Annotated in this window: 21 protein-coding genes; 5 read left to right on the top strand and 16 right to left on the bottom strand. The window is 41.8% G+C overall.

The annotated features are described in order from the left end of the window. Positions 1-467 precede the first annotated feature (467 nt). Positions 468-695 carry a helix-turn-helix transcriptional regulator gene (locus tag CLV31_RS15815; RefSeq protein WP_111393882.1) on the bottom strand — a complete coding sequence of 76 codons (228 nt, stop codon included), beginning with the start codon at positions 693-695 and terminating at the stop codon, positions 468-470. A gap of 195 nt (positions 696-890) precedes the next feature. On the opposite strand from CLV31_RS15815, the gene CLV31_RS15820 reads away from it, so the two are divergent. Beyond that, the gene (locus CLV31_RS15820) at positions 891-1,997 is read left to right on the top strand and encodes a Fic family protein (RefSeq protein ID WP_111393883.1); all 1,107 of its coding nucleotides are present in this window, start codon (positions 891-893) and stop codon (positions 1,995-1,997) included. Between the two features lie 344 nt (positions 1,998-2,341). Here the strand turns inward: CLV31_RS15820 and CLV31_RS15830 are convergent, their stop codons facing one another. The 14 genes from CLV31_RS15830 to CLV31_RS15895 form a co-directional block, all read right to left on the bottom strand. Then, positions 2,342-2,701 carry a helix-turn-helix domain-containing protein gene (locus tag CLV31_RS15830; protein ID WP_111393885.1) on the bottom strand — a complete coding sequence of 120 codons (360 nt, stop codon included), beginning with the start codon at positions 2,699-2,701 and terminating at the stop codon, positions 2,342-2,344. Positions 2,702-2,703: 2 nt separating this feature from the next. Further along, positions 2,704-3,000 (bottom strand): type II toxin-antitoxin system HigB family toxin, encoded by a 297-nt coding sequence (locus tag CLV31_RS15835; protein WP_111393928.1) that lies wholly within the window; start codon positions 2,998-3,000, stop codon positions 2,704-2,706. 186 nt (positions 3,001-3,186) lie between these two features. After that, positions 3,187-3,906 carry a hypothetical protein gene (locus tag CLV31_RS15840; RefSeq protein ID WP_111393929.1) on the bottom strand — a complete coding sequence of 240 codons (720 nt, stop codon included), beginning with the start codon at positions 3,904-3,906 and terminating at the stop codon, positions 3,187-3,189. 10 nt (positions 3,907-3,916) lie between these two features. Then, complete coding sequence (locus CLV31_RS15845; RefSeq protein WP_111393886.1) at positions 3,917-4,876, bottom strand: hypothetical protein; 960 nt, start codon at positions 4,874-4,876, stop codon at positions 3,917-3,919. Beyond that, positions 4,873-8,727: a DUF7149 domain-containing protein gene (locus tag CLV31_RS15850; RefSeq protein WP_111393887.1), complete on the bottom strand. Its 3,855-nt coding sequence runs from the start codon at positions 8,725-8,727 to the stop codon at positions 4,873-4,875. The genes CLV31_RS15845 and CLV31_RS15850 overlap by 4 nt, the downstream gene beginning before the upstream one ends. 257 nt (positions 8,728-8,984) lie before the next feature. Then, positions 8,985-9,230, bottom strand: a complete 246-nt coding sequence (locus CLV31_RS15855) for a hypothetical protein (protein WP_111393888.1) — start codon at positions 9,228-9,230, stop codon at positions 8,985-8,987. 17 nt (positions 9,231-9,247) lie between these two features. Then, the gene (mnmE, locus tag CLV31_RS15860; protein WP_111393889.1) at positions 9,248-10,630 is read right to left on the bottom strand and encodes a tRNA uridine-5-carboxymethylaminomethyl(34) synthesis GTPase MnmE; all 1,383 of its coding nucleotides are present in this window, start codon (positions 10,628-10,630) and stop codon (positions 9,248-9,250) included. Continuing rightward, positions 10,627-11,082, bottom strand: coding sequence for a thioredoxin family protein (locus CLV31_RS15865; protein WP_111393890.1), 456 nt, complete (start codon positions 11,080-11,082; stop codon positions 10,627-10,629). Before CLV31_RS15865 ends, mnmE begins: the two co-directional genes overlap by 4 nt. Before the next feature lie 12 nt (positions 11,083-11,094). Next, positions 11,095-11,991 carry a metal ABC transporter permease gene (locus tag CLV31_RS15870; protein WP_111393891.1) on the bottom strand — a complete coding sequence of 299 codons (897 nt, stop codon included), beginning with the start codon at positions 11,989-11,991 and terminating at the stop codon, positions 11,095-11,097. Then, complete coding sequence (locus tag CLV31_RS15875; RefSeq protein WP_111393892.1) at positions 11,988-13,274, bottom strand: metal ABC transporter permease; 1,287 nt, start codon at positions 13,272-13,274, stop codon at positions 11,988-11,990. The genes CLV31_RS15870 and CLV31_RS15875 overlap by 4 nt, the downstream gene beginning before the upstream one ends. Before the next feature lies 1 nt (position 13,275). Next, positions 13,276-14,064 (bottom strand): metal ABC transporter ATP-binding protein, encoded by a 789-nt coding sequence (locus CLV31_RS15880; protein WP_111393893.1) that lies wholly within the window; start codon positions 14,062-14,064, stop codon positions 13,276-13,278. Beyond that, complete coding sequence (locus CLV31_RS15885) at positions 14,061-14,978, bottom strand: metal ABC transporter solute-binding protein, Zn/Mn family (protein WP_111393894.1); 918 nt, start codon at positions 14,976-14,978, stop codon at positions 14,061-14,063. The genes CLV31_RS15880 and CLV31_RS15885 overlap by 4 nt, the downstream gene beginning before the upstream one ends. Next, positions 14,975-15,637 (bottom strand): metal-dependent transcriptional regulator, encoded by a 663-nt coding sequence (locus tag CLV31_RS15890; protein WP_111393895.1) that lies wholly within the window; start codon positions 15,635-15,637, stop codon positions 14,975-14,977. The genes CLV31_RS15885 and CLV31_RS15890 overlap by 4 nt, the downstream gene beginning before the upstream one ends. A 323-nt stretch (positions 15,638-15,960) precedes the next feature. Further along, complete coding sequence (locus CLV31_RS15895) at positions 15,961-16,902, bottom strand: glycosyltransferase (protein WP_181452652.1); 942 nt, start codon at positions 16,900-16,902, stop codon at positions 15,961-15,963. A gap of 207 nt (positions 16,903-17,109) precedes the next feature. On the opposite strand from CLV31_RS15895, the gene CLV31_RS15900 reads away from it, so the two are divergent. After that, positions 17,110-17,925 (top strand): 2,3,4,5-tetrahydropyridine-2,6-dicarboxylate N-succinyltransferase, encoded by an 816-nt coding sequence (locus CLV31_RS15900; protein ID WP_111393897.1) that lies wholly within the window; start codon positions 17,110-17,112, stop codon positions 17,923-17,925. Between the two features lie 90 nt (positions 17,926-18,015). Further along, positions 18,016-18,618 carry a tetratricopeptide repeat protein gene (locus CLV31_RS15905; RefSeq protein WP_111393898.1) on the top strand — a complete coding sequence of 201 codons (603 nt, stop codon included), beginning with the start codon at positions 18,016-18,018 and terminating at the stop codon, positions 18,616-18,618. A gap of 107 nt (positions 18,619-18,725) precedes the next feature. Here the strand turns inward: CLV31_RS15905 and CLV31_RS15910 are convergent, their stop codons facing one another. Further along, entirely contained in the window at positions 18,726-19,331 is a 606-nt protein-coding gene (locus CLV31_RS15910) for a molecular chaperone DnaJ (RefSeq protein WP_245943420.1), read from the bottom strand. Positions 19,332-19,623: 292 nt separating this feature from the next. Between CLV31_RS15910 and CLV31_RS15915 the strand changes: the two genes are divergently transcribed. Both CLV31_RS15915 and CLV31_RS15920 read left to right on the top strand, forming a co-directional pair. Then, positions 19,624-20,031, top strand: a complete 408-nt coding sequence (locus CLV31_RS15915) for a DUF4332 domain-containing protein (RefSeq protein ID WP_111393900.1) — start codon at positions 19,624-19,626, stop codon at positions 20,029-20,031. Positions 20,032-20,111: 80 nt separating this feature from the next. Beyond that, complete coding sequence (locus CLV31_RS15920; protein ID WP_111393901.1) at positions 20,112-21,647, top strand: helicase HerA-like domain-containing protein; 1,536 nt, start codon at positions 20,112-20,114, stop codon at positions 21,645-21,647. Positions 21,648-21,677 lie beyond the last annotated feature (30 nt).

The raw sequence follows: 21,677 nt of genomic DNA on the forward strand, positions 1-21,677 counted from the left end.
AGGTTTTTGCTGGGATAGGCACACCATTTGATCTTGCGAAAGTCAAACCGGTTCCTGCTCAAACTTTACTTCGATTGGAGTCTTCCCGTCCTTTCTTAGATAAATCTAGATTTGGTTGTTCATTTCCTAGTTCGATTACCTTAGCGTATTCGACTCTTGGTCAAATCCAGAGATCAGTATCGATTTTCGTCCTCCAAATCTTTTGGCTTTTTGACTTTTGCAAATTTTGCAACAATCCTTATTTCAGAAATTCAGGGTACTAAGAATAGATTAGTGTTTTACTTTTACTTCCCGATACAGAAAGTGTAACCTATTGTTAATAAGGTTTATGGAAAAAATCGGTACAAATACGGTACATATCTAAGATGGACTTTTTTTTCGCAATAAAAAATCGATTTTTTTTTTGTCATTTCAAATACTTGGTGTTTGGACTAATTCTGGTCATTTTACAACAAGAATTTGCCAATTCATAGGAGTATTTTACTGTACCTATTCGGATCTTTTGCATCAATGGGTGCCAATACATGACCAAACATGCTCAATACATGATTTACCTTGGATAGGTTAAGATTTTCCTTTCCCTGTTCGATTTTCCGGATTACGGTAAGTGCGACCCCGGCTTTGTCGGCAAATTCTTCCTGAGTCAGTCCTATTTGCTTCCTTCTGGTTTTTACAAATTCGGCTAGTTGATTCATTCTATATGTATTTACATATAAATGTAGAAAAAAGAGTTGGTTTATATGCTTTTGCGTATAAAGATTAGGTTTTATTGATCTTTATATGCTTTTGGATATAATTTTTAGCCAAATCTTTTACAGTGAGGGATAGAAGGCCATTCTATAACTCATTTATTTCGTATTATTGATCTATAGGAATAATCTCAATAGCTCATGCAATGGATTTGGGAGAGAGCGGATTGGCCAAACTTCACATTTGACCCTGCGGCATTCGTTCATTTAGAACGCGAATTTCATCGAAATACGGGTTTGATTTTAGGTTCGCTTAGTTCGGTGTCGTCTGAGGATGCGGATGAACTAAAGGTTAGTATTTTGAGCAGCGAAGCGTTGGATACCTCGAAAATTGAAGGGGAGATATTAGATAGAGATTCTGTTCAATCATCTATTCGTGGTCAGCTGGGATTGCAGACTGATGGAAGAAGGCCTGGTCCCAAAGAAACGGGTGTTTCCCGAATGATGGTGGATCTCTACAAGAGTTACCGTGAGCCTCTTGACCAAGAGCGCCTATTCTCCTGGCATCAAATGATGATGAACGGAAGGATTGATTTGGTAATTGTCGGAGGGTATCGAGTTCATGTAGATCCGATGCAGATTGTATCGGGGAGGTTAGATTCGACTCAAGTTTTCTATGAGGCTCCGCCTTCTCATAGGGTGCCAAAAGAGATGGAAAATTGTCTTATTTGGTTCAATCGAGCTTTTAGCGAAGGAATGCCCACATTGGTTCATGCCGGATTGGCGCACCTGTATTTTGAATTAATTCACCCTTTTGAAGATGGAAATGGTCGAATCGGACGAGCCATTGCAGAAAAAGCCTTGGCTATGGGAGCCAAACACCCCTTGATTACCTCACTTTCCAGTACCATAGAGCGAAATAAAAAGGCATATTATCATGCTTTAGAGCGTGCCAATAGCTCGTTGGAGGTGACAGATTGGTTGGTTTATTTTTCTGAAGAGGTGTTGAAAGCCCAAATCAATGTGCAGAAATTGATTCTATTTATTGTGGAAAAGGCTCGCTACTTTGAAGAATTCCGGACTAAGCTGAATGAGCGTCAGTCCAAAGTCGCGCTGCGGTTGTTTCGTGAAGGACCAGAAGGTTTCAAAGGTGGACTGAGTGCCGAGAATTACATTCGTATCAGTAAAACTTCTCCCGCTACTGCCACCAGAGATCTGGCGGAAATGGTAGCCCTTGGAGCTCTAAAAAAGACTGGTAAACTTAGGCATACGCGATACTATCTCCCAATGGTGGAAATTTCACATTGAGGATTTATTGTTTGAATAAAGGTCAAAATATAGGGTTTCATGATCTCTATGAACCAAAGTGGTTGTCGCAAATTTTGCGACAACCATTTCCTTCACCAATTCTCCTTCATTAAAAACATTGTTGATGTGTTTGCCGATAGTTTTGACATCTCTTCCAAAGAGGGAGGCAATTTGATTTCTATTTAGCCAAACAGTATCTTTTTCAAACTTGACCTCGATTTGAGTCTGACCGTCCCTTCCTTGATATTTCGATTTGATTGTTGTTCATTTTACAATTTCTATTCAACCTCCAAGGATTCCTTGATAGTTGGAATGAGTTAAAAGCTATCCTCTTTTTTTAAATCCTATACTCCGAGTACAATTGATGCTTCAATATCCAGTTTCCGGCTGATTTCCCGAGCGATTTTCAAAGTGGGTTCACTTTTGCCATTCAGGTATTCGCTGATTCGAGAAGTGCTGACTCCCAAAAACTCGGAAAGTGCTTTTTGCGTCAATCCACGCTCATTCATTCTCAATTTTATCGCTTCGGATAGGGTTGGAGGAGAAATTGGGAAATGGCTTTCTTCATAATCTGCAACGAGATCTGAGAGCAGGTTAAGTTCCACAAAACCTTTTGATTCAGAATTCTCGATGTTCTCTGAATCTGCAAGCAATTCTTCTATTCTTTCCAGAATAGCTTTGTATTCTTTTTCAGATTTGATCATACTCAGATAGTTTGAATGTCTTTTATTTTGTCGTATTCGGAATGGGTGCCAATAAATCGGATATAAACCTTCTTTGCATTAAATGAAATGATCGCAACCAGCCGATAGGAGTTTCCCTTTATATTGAAGACAAATCGATGATTTCCTACGTAATCGACTGAATTAAAGTCTTTTTTGATATCATTTAGAGATTCCCAGTCTTTTTTGCTAGTTACCGAATACCAGAAGCGAAGCGGAGTTTCAGCGTCCGCATGCTTTTCAGAAAACTCCTGTATCCGTTTGAAAGTAACGATTCTCACTCCATTAAAATATTTTGAAATATGAAACAAAATTACAAAAAATGGAATAATATTGATTGAATTGGCTAGACTTTTTTAATGACCTAATCTCCTAGTGGTTAATTCCTATTTCTTGGGAATGGTATGTCGGAATTTCCGACTTACCATTAGCTATATCTCAATCTGGTTGTTCATTTCCTCTTTTGCCTACCTTAATCTATTCGTCTCTTGGTCAAAAAAGAAATCGGCATCGATTTTCTTTTTGTATTTGCCAATTCGATCTTTAGAAATGTAAGGTTTGGTCAATTCCTGAACTGGCAAAATGTACAATGCGGCCGGATCTGAAGCTTTCCCTCCAATACCCAAGACAATGAAAACCGGTTGATTCTCTTTTGCAGCAAAGGCCTTGTATCGCTCCAATTGTCCCTCATTGGCGAAGCGGATATAGTCACCTTTGGATTCAGATCTCCACTTGCATTCTACAGCAAGAGGGTAGGACTGACCTCGAAGAATCAGCGATAGCTGAATATCCGGCTGTGTAGTGGTATCGGCATATCGACCATCTACAAACTTGTCGCCTGCCCAATTCCGTATTTTGAAAAATTTCTTGTCAAACTTCTGCACCACAAACTTTTCGAAATCCAATCCTGCTTTTTGGTTTACATCGATCAATTCCGTCTCAGAGTCTTCTTCCGATTCTTCCAGTTCACTTTTGATCTGACGGATGGCGAGTTCGGCATCTTTTCCTTCACTGATGGCAATTTCGCGGATTAGCTTTTCTTCTTTTGGAGTCAACACACCATCGGCTTTTACCGCTGCAATGGCTTGAGTCAAGGATTCGTTCCTAATTGACTTGGATTTAACCAAAAGTACAATTCCGGAAACCAATAAAATTCCGCCGAGGATGATTAAGGAGATGGGGAGCATGCGGGGCATTTTAATCAAACATGTTTACATAAAATTTTTGAGATGTATATAAGTTGTACCTATTAATGTTCCAATATCCTTCAATTTCTCCTAGCTTTTCTGGTTTCCAACTTTCGAATAAGTTTAGTGATATAGCCCAAGATTCGATTCTGGTTGCAATTAAATCTGATATTAGTTGTTGATATTTTTGTGGGTAACTTTCATTCCAACTTTTAAAATAACTTTCAATCCAATTATTAGTGTATTCATTGGATTTACCTAATATGATAAACAATGATTTTTTGTATGGAATTAAACTAATTAAAACAATAGGGAATGGTTCTGCTTGATCATAGGATTCTGTACTTGAAATGGGAGAAAATACGCCAGCCCCACAAACTTCCAAAAAAGGGACTTCAAATGTTTTAAAAGTAAAAGAATTTGATGATAACTCGGCGTTTTCAATTTTTTCTTTATAATAAATTAAATCTGAAATCCCCAAAGCATGAGATTCTATGTTTTGCTGAAGCATTTCCTTTTCTTGACTTGAAAGTAGAATTCTCAGTCGATTTGATTTTTCCATTCTCTGATAGAATTCTAAATTTCTTTTCTTTTTCCATAATTCACCACAAAGCGACCTATATAAAAAAAGCCTTTGTGTTTCATGATTGTGAAAATCTATTTCCCCAACTTCAATAGTTCTGAAAATCGAAGTGTCATGTCTGTTACAAAACAAAGGATGACACATTACTTTGTTAAGACTATTTTTTTTGAAAACAAGAGTTCTTTCTCCATTGTATATTTTAAAGTAGTCGTTTTCGACAAGTTCAACCACATGTGAGTTTAAAGAAATTAAACTTAGTGTTCCATTTTTTTGTAATAGATGAGATTTTATTGCGTCATTATTACAGCCAATGGACATACAATTCCACTTTTTACTGTGGACATTTTTGTTTATAGCTTGGAGGATTTTTATTTTCTCTGCACTCATTTATCACCCTCTTCCACTATCCCAATCTCTTCCTCACTTAAGCCATATAAATTGTATACCAATCGGTCAATTAGCTCTTTTAATTCTTCATTTTCTCCATTTTGAAAGATAAGTTCTTCAACCGCTTTTTCAAGTTCATTACTTGACAAAATAGAAGGGAATGGGATACTTTTGATATATCTTGATTCAAAACTATACCATCCTCCTCTCATTTGAGTAGATGTCAGTTTGATGTACCAGTTGGCTATTTTCGAATTTAAAATTCCTAGAAGGAAATAGAATGAAATCTCGGGTTTTGGAATAATTCCATATCCTCCACTAGCACCACCTGTAAACATGTATTTTCCTGTCTGGTCTAGTGCAAAACGAGAGGCAGGTGCAATATCAGGTGTGAAAATTTTTCTGGTTTGAATTATCTCAATGGCTTGATTCCTCCCAAATTGAAACCATTTTTCAACTTTAAATTTTCCACTTTCCCTTTCTTCCAAAATACTTTTATTTGTGTTTAGATATTGGGCTGTAAGGGGGGCTTCTTTCTTAAGCAACTCAAACGGAATCAAATTTCCATTCTCGTAAGGAAACAAAATCAATAATTCAGGTTCGGAAAGGGTATATGCTCTGCTGTTTCCTCCTTTGATTAGTGGAAATAGAAGTGCTTTTTCAAGCTCAATTTCTTTATCTAACTGTTCTGAAAAAACGATAAAAGTTTTCTCTAATTCACTTATTTTTTTGACTATAAATACTTTATCTGCACTAGTCTTTAACCCTTGGAAAATCCTTTCGGTTAGTGTTTCTAGTGTATTTTCAGATTGTTTTATTCTTTGTAGTAGAAGACTTTCCTCATTCTTTAAGAAAACCCAATTTTCCTTACTAAGAGATGAAATATCTACTTCACTAAATTTCATTTCATTTATTTCCAAAATTGAGGATGGAACCTCACATTCATAAAATGAGATTTTTTCGTTAGGTTCTTTCAACATAAAAAATATCCCGGTATATGTTGTAGCGTCTTCAAAAACCTGATTTGAACCAAAATGAATAATCTTTTCAAGGAATTGAGTACTCTTTAAAAATCCTCTTATTTCAGCCCCATAGTTTGCATTCAGAAATTTATGAGGATTAATATATGCTAACGAACCTTTTTTTGAAAGAATTTTATATCCAAGTTCTATAAATGGTATATAGATATCATAATTTCCTTTTCCAGTTGACTCGTAAGATTTGTTTAAATGCTCCACAAATTCAGGGGAATTTTTTTGAAGCTCTTGAATTCTGATATAAGGAGGATTGCCGATCACCACATCAAATCCTACAAAATCGCCTTCATCATTGAGCACTTCTGGAAATTCAAACCTCCATTCAAAGGCATTTTCATAGATCTGATTAGATCTAATTTCCTCGATTTGGGTATCCAGCATGTTGAGTTCCGCAGTGACTTTTTCCACTTTGGCCAGGCGGATTTTCTTCTCTTTTGCCGATTCCTCGAAAAGTCCAGTCTGACTCGTCAAGTTGTAAAGTTCCCCTCCGAGTTTTGCCCTCCGGAGAATCTTGGGATCGTTTTTGGAGATCTCGGATCGGAAGTTGGTTTTGATCTGTGCGATCAGGGCTTCCATCGCCCGTTTTTCGTCCTTGCTCTTTGCATTGCGGTAGGTGGAAACTGCCGTTTTGTAGTCTTCAATCTTCCATGAGCCTTTAAGCGCAGACTTGAGGTCGGAATCCAATGCAAAGCGGGAAACTAGGGAATTGCCGACTTTGATGTTGATGTCGATATTGGGCAAGGTTTCCAGCTCTCGACCTTGAAACCCTCCAAGGGTTTCGAACCCTTGGAGGGTTGCTATTCTATAATACGCCGATTTCAAAAGCTCAATCCAAAGCCTCAACCGACAGATTTTGACGGAGTTGGGATTGATATCTACCCCGAAAAGACAGTTCTCGATGATGGTCTGCTTTTCGTGAAAAAGCGTTTCCTGGATGCGTTGGCTTTCTTTGCTTAAGTAATTGTATTCAAACAGATTACCTTCCAAGTCAGCAATGATCAATTCATCATTGATCACTTCGACGACATGGCTACTGATCGGGTCATAATTGGAATCCACCAAAATTTTAAGCTCACTCTTGATGGCAATCAATTCATTCAATACCGAAACCAGAAAATGTCCGGACCCGACCGCGGGATCCACGATTTTCAGGCTATTGATGATCTCATTGGCTATTCTTCTGACTTCTTTTCTATTTCCGGATCTGATTTCCTCCTGTAGGTCTTCCTTCAGTTCTTCAAAAGTTTGGCAGTTCCACCCTTTGGCCTGATTGAATTTTTGGACGATTGTTTTCCGAATCGTCTTTGCAGACATATACATGGTGATAAATCCGGGCGTGAACACGGATCCATCTTTGTAGCCATTGATTTTCTCAAAGATGAGACCAAGCACGGAAGCATTGATCAAGGTCTTATTTTCCTCTTGAATGTCCTCTGAACCTTCCGAACTGAAATCGTAGGCATTCAGAAACTCCAAGAGGTATTCCAGAGCGGGAAGACTTCCGGTCCGCTTTTTCCCCTGATCATTCTTCAAAACCGTGCTTCCGATAATCGGGATGGATTTTTCATCTTGGAGATTGGAGATGAACAAAGTGTCGTGTTCCATATCCGTTGGCTCAAAAAGCGAACTGTTCAGGTAAGGAACATTTCCAAAAATCTGGTTGATTTCTTCTGATCGGTCTTGGTACTTTCTGGCTAAGACTTTAAAAAATAGGCTATTGAGGTCGTCATAATTTTTGATTTTATCCCGATTCAGAAATGAATAGGAGCGGTCTCCCTTATGATAATTGATCAATTGGGCTTCCAAAAGCTTGAGAAACAGGATTCTATTGATCCAAGTAATCGAAAGCTCCAAGCCAACATTGAAAAGCCGCTCTTCATGGCTGGTGCCAAACTGGCTTGGCTTTTTCAGTCTGCTGATTTTGTCCAAGCTGTCCAGCTCGGTAATCGTACTTTCCAAAATGGAACCCACATTCCGCGCCCCAACCTTACTTCTTCCGATGACTTTTTTTCCGCCATCGTTCGTTTCGTCAAGTCCTATGATGTGCAGCAGTTCGCTGTAAAACCGTCTGTCCAGGCTATTGCTGTCGTTGGCAAAGGGAAGCTTCAGCAAATGCTCTGGTGAGAGAAGCTTGAAAAGGGCAATCAGCTTGATATCATCGCTTTTGTCTGTATTTCGCAGTGGTTTTTCATAGTCCCGGAAATCAAAGTAGGTGAACGGTATCTGGTCTTTTACCTTTTCGATGGCAGGTTCAGCGATGTTTTTGTAGAAAAAGTCAGTCTTTATTTCTGACAATCTTTTTGCTTCGAAGTCTTCAAATTGCTTTACCAATGCTTTGTTTTGAGCAAAAAGACGGTCGAAAATTTGGGCTTCAAAAATAAACCACTCATGAATATTGGTTACAACCAAGTGCTTTATTTCCAGATTTTTATGTGTGATTCGCTCACGTAAATAATAAAGAATAAGCTCTTGAAGTGCTTTATAATTTAGATTTGAAATAGAGATCATCTCACCCTTATTGGTAGGCTTTTTAGCTTCAATGATCACTCCGACATTGGATTTGGCACTATCTCCCAAATGAATTACCAAATCATTTTTTCCCTTGATGTTGATGAAGTGGCTTGGCTCGTAATAAGTTTTCTTTAAAAAGTCGATAACCAGATTTTTGTGAAACTCCTCGGGTTCGGAATCATTGATCCGATCGAGTAGTTGAACCAGGTTCGATTTAAAACTCTCAATAGCAATCCGGTTGGGCTTTACTTTTCGGAATGCTGGATTTAATGCTTGTTTGGGTTTAAGGTACTTTTCGGTCATTAGAAATCAGCTTGCTGGAAAAAATCTTTCAACAAGATGCAATTTTTTTGACTAAAAAGGCAATCGATTTTTAGCGGTGATTGAAAAATTAAGACGGTATTTGTCTTGGTTTTTAAAAAGAGAAAAAGAATAATCTGATTGGTTAGGTTAAATTTTGTACCTGTGTCTTGCGAACCTTGTGATCTCGAACAGCATTGATGATTGTGCTTTTTCCAGATCCATTTGGCCCTGCAAAGACTCTAAGTCTAAGATTTGATTTAGTCGAGGACAAGTTTTCTGGATTTTGAATAGTCTTTCAATTTCTCAAGCTGAATTACCGAACCATCTGAATTCTCACGTACAATCCACCCATTTTCCGCTTTGACCACATATCCAGCGATTTCCATCGAGGCATCTGAAGCTTTTTTTACCGCAGCGGAAGCTACACGGACTAAATCCCGCTTGGTCAAATAAGCAGTAGTTTTTCGTGCCTTCGATTTTTTAGTTCTTTTTGGACTCTTCATATTGTCAATTTAAGAAGCTATTTCCCGATACAAAACTTACTAAAAATATTCGCCAGCAAATCATCGGTGGTCACTTGCCCGGTAATCTCTCCGAGATAGTGCAGAGATCTTCGGATATCCATCGCCAGAAAATCATTAGTCACTTCCTGATCCAAACCGGATAGGACATCCAGCAAAGATTCTCTGGTTTTGGTCAGGCTATCATAGTGGCGCACGTTGGTCACAATGGTGTTTCCGGTCCGGAATTTATCCAGGTTGACGAGTTCAAGAATGCGGGCTTTGAGCCCTTCCAGATTCTCTTTTTTGCCTGCCGAGATAAAAATGGTATCCGGATGTTTTTCCTTTAACTCACTGATAATATTCTCCTTAGCCTTATCCGTCTTATTCGCTACTTTCAGAAAAGGCACGCCCAAGTTTTCCAGTTTGTTGATGTCCCGATTGATCTCTACCAGGTCGGTATCACTCAGGTCAAAGAGGTACAGAATCAGGGAAGCGGTCTTCATTTTCTCTTGAGTCCGACTTACGCCTATGGCCTCGATGGTATCAGTGGTTTCCCGCAAACCGGCCGTATCGATAAATCGGAAGATGACTCCGCCGATGCTGATCTCATCTTCGATAAAATCGCGGGTGGTACCTGCGATATCCGAAACGATCGCTTTTTCCTCATTGAGTAGGGCATTGAGAAGCGTGGATTTTCCGGCATTTGGCTTGCCGGCGATGACCGTGGGAACCCCGTTTTTAATCACGTTGCCCAAGTCGAAACTCAAGATGAGTTCCTCGACGATTCTCAGAATCCGCTCTACCAATGTTCTCAAATCATCCCGACTGGCAAACTCTACATCTTCCTCCACAAAGTCGAGTTCCAACTCAATCATGGAGGCAAAGTGGATCAGTTGATTTCTCAGTTCTTGGATCTCAGAGGAAAAACCGCCACGCATCTGATTCAGTGCGGCTTGGTGGCTGGTTTCGGAGTCTGCATGGATTAAATCGGCCACGGCCTCTGCTTGGGCGAGATCAAATTGTCCATTTAAGAAGGCACGTTGGGTAAATTCTCCGGGCTTGGCTAGGCGGATACCTTTGCGTACAAAGAGCTTGAGCACCTGATTGATGATGTAGGAGGAACCGTGCGTCGAAATTTCCACTACATTTTCTTTGGTAAAGGATTTCGGAGCTTTAAAAACGGAGACTAAAACTTCATCGATGATTTTTTCTCCATCCCGGATAGTACCAAAATGAATGGTATGGGTAGGAACTTCTTCCAAGTTTTTTCCAAAAAAGACCTCATTTGTGGCTTTGATGGCATTTTTTCCGGAAAGACGAATGACGGCAATAGCGCCGACTCCCTGTGGAGTAGCTAGAGCGATGATGGTATCTTCGCGTTCTGCGAGATTAAAACTCATGGTTTGACTCGGAAAGCTTTTTCGACCAATTCGTTCAATCCTGCCAAAAATGCGTCCGCGGGGCGATAGCCGGGGAGTTGAGCGATGTTTTGAAGTCCAGGTTCGATCACCACAAAATTGGGATAAGACCGAACCCGCATGGCTGCCGCCATTTCGGCTTCAGTGTAGGTTTTTCCCATGAATTCAAATTTTCGCTGCGTGTTTTCAGCGTTCAGTTTGACCGTGTAAAAGTTTTGCTTGAGATGGGCGACCACTTTAGGGTCGGTGAAAGTCTCTTTGTCCATTTTCTTACACCAACCACACCAATCCGTGTAGACATCGACCAAAATCATTTTTGGCTGTTTGGTATTGGCTGCAATGGCCTCTTCAAACTTCATCCATTGAATCTCATCTTGAGCTTTTAAGGAAAGACTCAAAAAGAAGCTGAAAACTAGAAGTAGGAGGTATTTCATTTTTATCATTAATCAAATTCCTAACGGCTTGGCAGCCTTGTAAGTTCCTTGCAGCCAACTTGGTTTTTTGCCTTTTATGATGGCGCTCAACAGAAAGAAGATTCCGGCAACAGTAACCATCATTCCTGCTATCGAACTGTCGATCCAGTAGGCAAGATAATAACCTAAAATCGCAATTAAAATGCCAAGTGCGGCGGTAAGTTGAAGTAAGGGCATCAGACTTTTGGTCCATAGGAAAGCAGTCGCCGGCGGAACCACCAAGAGTGCCACCACCAAAATCGCCCCCACGGACTCGAAGCTGCTGACCGTAGTGTAGGAAACCATACTCATCAAAGCGAGATTGACTCCCTTGGCATTGATCCCAATCACAGAGCTAAAGCTTTCATCGAAGCTAGTCAGGATCAACTCTTTAAATAACAGGTAGATAAATCCTATTACAAAGAAGAAATTCAATCCTGCCAACCAGGTAATTCTGGGTCCTAAATTCAGCCCACTTTTTGTAACCCAAAGGTCAATCGGCAGGTAGGCAATCTCTCCATAGAGCACACATTCCTGATCCAAATCTACCTTATAAGCAAACAGATTGATCAGAATAATTCCGATGGCAAAAAGCAGGGTAAAAGTGATCCCGATAGAGGCATCGAGCTGAACTTTGGCTTTTTTGCGCAAGCCCTCAATCATCAAGGTTGCCAAAATCCCGAGCAATCCCGCTCCCATAATTACTTCAAGGCTCCGCTGACTTCCGGATACAAAGAAGCCAATCACGATTCCCGGCAGAACGGCATGTGAAATAGCATCTCCGGTCATGGACATTTTTCGAAGCATCATAAAGACCCCCAAAAATCCACAGGAAATTGCGATGAGGGCGCCGGTGAAAATGATCAGAAAAGCGTTGCTGTCAAAGGTCATGGTTTTTCTCGGGGGATAGTTTCCTGATGGGGATCGAGTGTAGGAAAGTTGAGCCGCTTCTCGAGCATAGCCTCCAGTTCCGGAGTAAGCAAATGCTCCATTTGTTCGGCTGATTCATGGACGTGATCAGGAGCGATATTCATGGACTCATTGAGGTAGAGTTCCCACAATCGATGCAGACGGACGATACGCATGGCATCCGAAGTTCCTTTGGATGTAAGACTTATAAATAATTGATTTTTAATGATAAAGCCTTCTTTAAGTAAATCTTTGATTGATTGGTTTATTTGCACTTTTTGATAGGGGTAGAGCTCATAGATTTCCTCTATGGACAGTCCTTCTTTGTTTTCTTCCCTGGCTTTGTAGAGCGCTTTCATCAAGTGGTCTTTATGCGTTTTTCTCAGGTAGTTTTTTCTGGAAAAGTATCGGAAAATGATTCCACTTTTCGGAGAAAACATAAAGGAAAGCAAGGCTATCAGGGAAAGAAATACCACCACCCAGGGACCGGTGGGCATCTGAGGAATCACGAAGGAAATATAGGTGCCCAATATTCCCGAGACAATCGAAAAGGATGCCGCCAAAATCAAAAGCGGATGGAGTCGGTCGGTCCAGAATCTCGCCGCAGCACCTGGAGTAATCAGCAAAGCGGCCATCAAGACCACGCCTATCGCCTGTATCCCTATGACCACCGCAAGAATCATCAGGACATTGAATAGAAAGCGAATCGCCTCCATCGGAAAACCAATTGCTTTCCCATATTCCGGATCAAAGACCATCAGCCGAAATTCCTTCAGAAAAAGTGTCAATACCATAATTATGGTCAGGGATAATCCTCCGTAGATCATCAGGTCAGATTCGGAAATGCCGATGGCGTTTCCAAAAATAAAGGAGTTCAGGCCGGCGATCTCAGGATTGCCGGACTTCTGTAGACCTGTCAGCATCACGATTCCAACACCGAAAAACACCGAAAGGATGGTGGCAATGATGGTGTCCTCGCTCAACTTGGTGTTTTTCCTTAGCCAAGAACTCAGAAACGTGGCTAATGCTCCAGAAAGGAATGCGCCTGTAACAATGTAGACGGGGTTCTTTTCTCCCGCCAAAATGAACCCCAAACAGATTCCCGGTAATACCGCGTGGGAAATGGCATCACCCAAAAGCGCTTTTTTATCCAGAAAAGAAAAGGTGCCGACATAAGCCGAACCGATTCCCAAGAGGGTAATGCCCAATACCACCCAGGTGATGGAAGGATCCTGAAAAGTGAAGAAGTAGAGAAAGTCCTCCATACTAGCTTTTGAGCGGGTTAAAGTCTTTGTTTCTGATCAGATCAGTGACTTTGGTAAGCAGGTTCAATTTTCCGCCATAAGTCTTACGGAGCAAATCCTCCGTAATCACCAATTCCTTTGGACCCGAAGCCACGAGGTGCAGGTTGAGCATGATCACCCAATCGAAGAAGTTCATCGCAGAGTGAATGTCATGATGTACGACCAAGACCGTTTTGCCGGAATCAGCCATTTCCTTTAGCAATTGGAAAATGGCCGTTTCGGTGGCCATGTCTACTCCCGCAAAGGGTTCGTCCATGAGGTATAAGTCTGCTTGCTGGGCCAATGCCCTGGCTATAAATACCCGCTGTTGCTGACCACCGGACAGTTCGGAAATCTGCCTTTTTAGAAATCCGGTCATTCCCACTTGTTCCAGGCATTGCATGGCGAGGTCTTTTTCCTTTTTTCCGGGTCTGCGAAAAAGACCCAATTTCCCATAGGTCCCCATCATGACCACATCCAGCACCGAAGCGGGAAAATTCCAGTCTACCGACTCCCGCTGTGGCACGTAGCTGATTCGTGCCCGGACATCATTCAGAGGTTTATCAAAAATCCTTACATAACCCGAAGTGGGAGGAATCAGCCCCATGATGGATTTGATCAGGGTGGATTTTCCAGCGCCGTTGGGACCAAGGATTCCCACAAGCTTTCCGGAGGGAAGGCTCAAGTCCACATTCCAAAGTACCGGATTTTGATCATAGCTGACCGTAAGGTCATGGATTTCCAACACTGGATTTTCTACTTGGGTGATCATGGCAATAGGTTTTGGTATATGATATTGAGGTTGGTAGAAAACATCCCCAGGTAGGTTCCCGCAGGAGTGTCGGGGGCATCAAGGCTGTCGGTGTAGAGCGGACCGGCCAACTGAACAAGTTGATTTTTTTCAGCAGCTCCGTTAGCCACAGCCTTGAGTGCCTTGGGAGAAATGGTCTGTTCGGCGAAAATGGCCTTAACCTGATGCTCCTGGATAATCTGGATCAACTCGGTCAAATCCCGAAGTCCGGGTTCGCTCAAGGTGGAGAGTCCCTGAAGTGAGTACACTTCTAGACCATAAGCTTTTCCAAAATAAGCGAAGGCATCGTGTGCGGTAACCAACACCTGATTTTTTGACTTCAATTCATTGACTTTGGTTCTGGTCTCTTGTTCAAGGTTTTTCAATTTCTGAAAGTACACTTCTGAATTGGATTCAATGATTGACTTCCATTCAGGTTTCCATTGGATAAGTTCTTTGCTCGCATGGGTTAAGGCTTTTGACCAAAGGTTAATATCAAACCAGATGTGGGGATCCACACTATGAGCTTCGGGTCCTGATCGAATCAGGTCAGTTTGGGGAATTCCATCGGAGGCATCGATCAGATTTTGTCTGAGAGTCAACTTTTCAAAAATCTCCGTCATCTTGCCTTCGAGGTACAATCCGTGGTAAACCACCAAGTCCGCACTGGTCAAAAGATCAAGATCCCGGACGGAAGCCTTGTATAAATGTGGGTCAACTCCTGCGGGCATCAGCGCGATGACTTCTGCTTTTTCACCCACCAGATTTTGGATGCCATCAGCCAAAATACTGGTAGTGGCGACGATTAGGGGTTTTTCTCTCTGGGTATCCGATGCAGGTTTACAGGCTCCGAAGAGAAGTAAAACGAATAGAAAAAATGTCAATGCTCTGCTCATGACTGGAGTACCAGAATATTGCTTGCTACATCTTTGGACATGAAAAGTGTCTTTTTCTGATCGACCAGGATTTCCAGTGAACCGTCAAATTCGACTTTGTCCAACACTTTGATCCGAGCACCGATGTAGGCACCCACTTTATCCAAATAGCGGAGAAAAGCAGCAGAACTGTCCTTAACCGCTACAATTTGCCCAGTTTGGTCCACATCCATTTCATTGAGCTGGACCCTGGGTCTAGACCTTACATCCCCAAATTCATCGGGAATGGGATCGCCGTGGGGATCAAACTTCGGAAAGTTGAGATAGGCATCCAGACGCTGGATTAATAAAGGAGATTGGATGTGCTCGAGCTGCTCCGCTACTTCGTGTACTTCGTCCCAGGCAAAGTTGAGTTTTTCCACCAAAAAGACTTCCCATAGTCGGTGCTTTCGGATCGTCTGTAAGGCATAGCGCTTTCCCGTTTCTGTGATTTGGAGACCATAATATTTTCGGTATTCGATCACTTCTTTTTCTCCCAGTTTTCGGAGCATGTCACTTACCGAAGCAGGCTTGGTGTTGATCTCCGCCGCGATGTCATTGGTGGATACACTTTTTTTTCCTCCATCGGAGAGGTGATAGATCGCTTTCAGGTAATTCTCTTCTGCAACTGTCAAATCCATAGCTAGCTCAAAATTATGAGTCAAATATAAAAATTAAATTAGATATATCTAAAAATAAATTTCATAAAAGCTAAATCACCTGTGGAAAACCCAAAAATAACTGTGTTTTCAAATTTAGGTTTGGCTAAAAATAAATTTAGACTACATCATAAAATGGATTAACTATCACTATTTCAGTAGAATATAAAATTGATCTTTGGTTAAAATGATCACCAAGAGATGAGAAACCCGAGTTTCCATTTTCCGGATTTGAGTGTAAAAAATAGGGGAGTGGTGGATAAGTTTTCACACTTTTCCACTTGGGAAGGAAAAATCAAAAGGTTTTAAGACAGGAGATTTTGGATAGCTTCTTGAAAATGAAGCTTTTCAGTTTTCCACAATACCGATTCAGGTACCGGTGTGGAAAAGTAGGTTAGGCTCAAAAACTGTTGAAAAGTGGCTAAAGCTTGATCAGTCTGCTGGAAATCGACCGAGAAGCCTCCGGTGAAATTATGGTAAAATTTTTCCCATTTCGGGTTGGGAGTCATCAGCACAGGAATGCCCAAAGCGGCACATTCAAAGAGCTTGGTGGGCATTTTTTCCCGGATTGCGGGCTGGATTTGATAGGGTAGGATTGCCGCTTGAGCGCTTCTCAAGACTTCTTGGATTTGATCGTGCGGGATCGGCAGATCCGAAATCACCAAATGGATTTGGTCATATTTAGCGGCTTCCTGATGGAGTTGCCTTTGATAAGCTGGGATGGGACAATGCCCGATTATGGTCAGCTGGAAATGAGGATAGGCTTCGAGAAGTTTTTGAAACCAAGTCAAACCTTCCCATGTGCCAAAGGAAGGGGAAAGAGTGCCTGTAATGCAGAAATGAATCGGTAAACTTGGGTCAAGTCTAATATTCCTGACCGCTCGAATATTCCCTTGATACTTGTTTTCCAATATCAGAAAGGGACGTTTCATCGGCATTTCGGTTTGGTAGCACTTTTCCGCAAGAAGGAATAAATCAATGCCCGGAACCTGTTCAGCTTTTCGGATTAGCCAACCGATCAGCTTTTTTTTTCTAACCGAAAGACTCGGGTTTAAATCCAGGTTTCGCTGATAATTTTCCTGGACATCAAACACGAACCTGTAACCAATTAAGGGCTTTAAGAGGGAGGCTAGGGGAAGGTATTCATAGGTGCAGCATATCAAAAGTTTGGGCTTGATTTGAATCAATCTCCAGACAAACCTAAACTGGGCCCATATCCGGTCCCACTTGGCTCTGAAATGGCTCATAGAAGAAAAGAATCGGATTTTGGAGTCGAATTCGGGCTTTTCCGAAGAAAAACCTATGATGTTTAGGCTGTATTTATTTGTTTCGCCCAGCGAAAGGGCCAGCTTTTGAAAGACACGAACATCCTTAATGGGCTTCAACGTTGAAGCGATTACCACAGGAATCAAATTGGCCCCATCAAGACTCATAAACGAAACTAAATAAATCTAATGGAACTCAAAACGATCATTGAGAACGCCTGGGAAAACAGGGAATTGCTCAAAGAAAAAGAAACCGAAATCGCCATCAAGACCATTATCGCAGATTTGGATGCCGGTCGGTTGAGAGTGGCTGAACCTACCGAAGATGGAAATTGGAAAGTCAACGATTGGGTGAAGAAGGCGGTGATCCTTTATTTCCCCATCCAGAAGATGCAGACCATAGAAGTTGGACCGTTTGAATTTCACGATAAGATGGCTCTGAAAACCAACTATGCCAAGCAAGGCGTGAGAGTAGTTCCTCATGCAGTGGCCCGCTATGGAGCCTATCTGGCAAGCGGAGTGGTGATGATGCCAAGTTATGTTAATATCGGAGCCTATGTGGACAGTGGCACGATGGTTGATACCTGGGCTACCGTCGGATCTTGTGCGCAGATCGGCAAAAACGTTCATTTGAGTGGAGGTGTAGGAATAGGAGGAGTATTGGAACCTGTTCAGGCTGCCCCGGTGATTGTAGAAGACGGAGCCTTTATCGGCAGCCGCGCCATCATCGTAGAGGGAGTTAGAATAGGAAAGGAAGCCGTAATCGGAGCGGGAGTTACGCTCACTGCGAGTTCAAAAATTATCGACGTGACAGGTTCTGAACCTGTAGAATATAAAGGATACGTGCCACCTCGCTCCGTGGTCATACCAGGGTCCATTTCCAAAAACTTTCCTTCAGGGACTTTCCAAGTTCCCTGTGCCTTGATCATCGGTCAGCGAAAGGCTTCCACGGATCTTAAAACATCCCTCAATGACGCGCTCAGAGAAAACAATGTAGCAGTCTAATTCAGCTCACCAAAAGCTTTCGAATCGCTGGAAAATGAAAACTTCAGAATCGATCAAGATTTCAGGTGACTGTTGTAAAACAATTAAACAATGAAAATCTTAAGTAAAGTGATTCTAGTACCTGTTATCGCAGGTACTTTATTCGCCTGTTCTGAACAGAAGTCAAATCCAGCCGATCGATATTTTGAGAAGGGCCAATACGAATTGGCTGCCCAGAAGTATTCTGATAACCTGAAAAATAAACCCTCAGATGTCAAGCTGCTTTTTGGCAGGGGCAGATCATATCAGGAGCTTGGGATGTTGGCTGAAGCTCAATCGGACTTTGAAGCTGCACTTTCTCAAGATCCAAACAACTTTCAGGTATTGTTGAGTTTATCGGCGATTCAACTGGAGCAGAAAAATTATGCGAGTGCCTTGCTCTATGCCACCAAAGCTGAGGAAATTTCAGGGGCTCCCGCTATGGCGTCCTTTTTGAAAGGAAGAGCGCTGCATCAGTTGGGTATGCCTGAGGATGCGCTCAAGGCTTATGGACGCGCCATACAGATTGATAAAGATTTCGGACAGGCTTATTACAACAGGGGAATGCTAAAAGTGGCATTGGAAAGAAAGAAACAGGCTTGCGAAGATTTCAAGCTTGCTTCGGTACTTGACTATCCTGGAGCGGCTGAGTCCTTGGCAAAATATTGTAAATGATAATTCAAAGTGTAGGGATCTACGCTTCCTGAATCTGAAAATAAAATCTGCCTCAATTCAGAAAATTACTTCTGTGTTGAGGCAGTTTTTATTGGTAAGGGATGGTTTTAATTTTTGGGATTTGAATCATGTTCGTGAGGAAGGTGATCACAGAGAGCATCAGAGGGGAGCTTTCCCGAACCATTGCACGTTTTACATTCGCTGATTTCCTTTCCGCTTCCTTCGCATTCCGGGCAGGTTAGTCTTCCCTTTCCAGCACATCGCTCACATTCGAAAAATTCCACAATGTTGAAGACATTGACTTTTTTTATCATTCCGGTGGCACCACATCTACTGCATCCTACGATTCCTTTAGATTTGCAATACGAGCAGGTTTGTTCGATTTGCTTTTTCCCTTCACATGTAAAGCAGGAATGAAATCTGTAGCCTCTTCTGTCGCAAAGTTGACAAGATTGAATCTTTGCAAGTGGTTCTTTGAGTTTCTCTTTGAGTTGTGAAGCTCCCTGATAATTCTGTCCATTAAAGCCGGTCAGCTCCAGGTATTTGTTGAGGAAATTATTGCTATTGTCAAATTGCCCAAGCTCAAACAGGGTTTCTGAAAAGTAATAAGGCATTTCATCCGGAAGCGGAAGACCAGAATCTATCAGGTTACGAAAAATCGAATTTGCAGTCTGGTAATCTTTTCGCTCCATGGCAGCAAGAGCACCTTTCATCCAACGGTCGGTTTGACCCAAGTTTACCTGTGAGAAGGCTTGGAATGAAAAGAGAAGAAAGAGAAGGGCGAAGGTGGGTTTGGCTAAGAAATGTGCGTGCACTGGAAAACACTTTTGTTCAGCAATTAACTTACAAGTTTTGATTCCTTCAAGTTAAATATTGTATGCGGATTCAAAAAAATGAAAACGCACCCATTTATTTCCTTCCTTTTCAGTAAATTTATACCGCTTTCAAAAATTAACCTATCTCGATTTTTACTCACACTAAACAACTTAACTTAAAAAACGAATTATGGGAAAATCAATCACAATGATCGAAGGAATCGGTGAAGTGTATCAAGGTAAACTTGCAAATGCCGGTATCAGCACCGTAGAAGGGCTATTGGAAAAGGGTGCGACCCGTTCGGGTCGAAAAGCAATCGCTGAGGCATCAGGTATCGATGAAGGTCGAATTTTAGATTGGGTCAATATGGCTGATTTGTTCAGAATTAACGGAGTAGCCAGCCAGTTTGCCGAGTTACTCAAGGCCGCTGGAGTAGATACAGTCAAGGAATTGAGAACCAGAAATCCAGAAAACCTTCATGCTGCTCTGACCAAAACCCAAGAAGAAAAAGGACTGACCCGAGTGGTGCCCCCCCTGTCCAAAGTGGAAGACTTTATTGCCCAAGCAAAGGCTCTGGAACCCATGGTAACGTATTGATTTCAGGCTATTGCTAAAATTTATAAACCTTGAGGCAACTCAAGGTTTTTTTGTAGTTTGAGCCTCAAAGCTTTTTCAAAATGAACAAAATCGAAGATTTCAAAAACCATTTGGCTCTAGGCCAACAGTTTAAAAAAGACTACATCATCTTGGGAACCGGAATTTTGGACGGAGCACCCTTAGAAGGCGCTCAGATCAAAATTCCCCTGAAAACCCTAAATCGGCATGGCTTGATAGCCGGTGCTACCGGAACCGGAAAAACCAAAACTTTACAGGTGATTGCCGAACAGCTTTCTTTGAAGGGAATCCCTTCCGTATTGATGGATCTGAAGGGAGATCTTTCTGGATTGGCGATGTCAGGCGAAGCTTCAGACTTTATACTCAAAAGATCAGCAACTATTGGGGTTGATTTCAATCCTCAGGGGCTTCCGGTAGAGTTGATGTCCATTTCCAACGAAAAAGGAGTTAGGCTAAAGGCGACCGTTTCTGAATTTGGCCCGGTGTTGATTTCTCAGATTTTGGAGTTGAATGATACCCAAAGAGGGGTTGTGGCATTGATTTTTAGGTATTGTGATTTGCATCACTTGCCACTGATTGATTTGAAAGATTTCAAACGGGTCCTTCAATACATTACCAATGAAGGCAAATCTGCTATTGAAAAAGAATTTGGCCAAGTCTCTTCGGCTTCTGTCAATACAATCATGCGTAAAATCATTGAATTGGAACAACAGGGGGCAGATCGTTTTTTTGGAGAGTTATCGTTTGATGTGGATGATTTCGTCCGGACCAAGGAAGGCAAAGGGGTGATCTCGGTGATTCGGCTTACCGACATTCAAAGCAAGCCCAAGATGTTTTCCACGTTTATGTTAAGTTTGCTATCAGAGATTTATGAAACTTTTCCTGAGCAGGGAGATGCAGATCAGCCCAAACTCTGCTTGTTTATTGATGAGGCACATTTGGTCTTCTCCAATGCTTCCAAAGACCTTCTGGAAAAGATTGAGGCGATTATCAAACTCATTAGGTCCAAAGGGGTTGGCGTATATTTCTGTACCCAGACACCGACGGATGTCCCGGACAGTGTTCTTGGTCAGCTTGGTCTGAAAGTCCAGCATGCACTAAGAGCTTTTACAGCCAAAGACCGAAAAGCAATCACCAAAACCGCGGAAAACTATCCGGATTCGCCTTTTTACAAAACATCAGAAGTCCTAACTTCCATGGGGATTGGAGAGGCTTTAGTCACTGCCTTGAATGAAAAGGGGATTCCTACTCCTCTTGCCCATACCTTGGTGAGAGCTCCGATTACCCGCATGGATATTCTTACAGAGGGAGAAATCGACCGTTTGGTTGCCACCTCTGATCTGGCCAAAAAGTATAATATGGATTTAGATCACGATAGCGCATTTGAAATCCTGGAGCGAAAAATGATGGATATCCAACGGCAACAGGAAAATACCCCAACTCCAAGCTCTCCTCCAAAAACGACAACCCGTACCAAACAGGATGAATCATTGATTGAGGAATTGAGCAAAAATACCATGGTCCGTCAATTGGGCAGGACTTTGTTCCGAGAGTTGGCAAGAGGAATTTTGGGATCTTTTTCAGGTAGAAAAAGGTAATCGTAGCTTGTATTAAACCAATTGAAAATA

The sequence above is a fragment of the Algoriphagus aquaeductus genome, assembly GCF_003253485.1.
GTDB classification, from domain to species: Bacteria; Bacteroidota; Bacteroidia; order Cytophagales; family Cyclobacteriaceae; genus Algoriphagus; species Algoriphagus aquaeductus.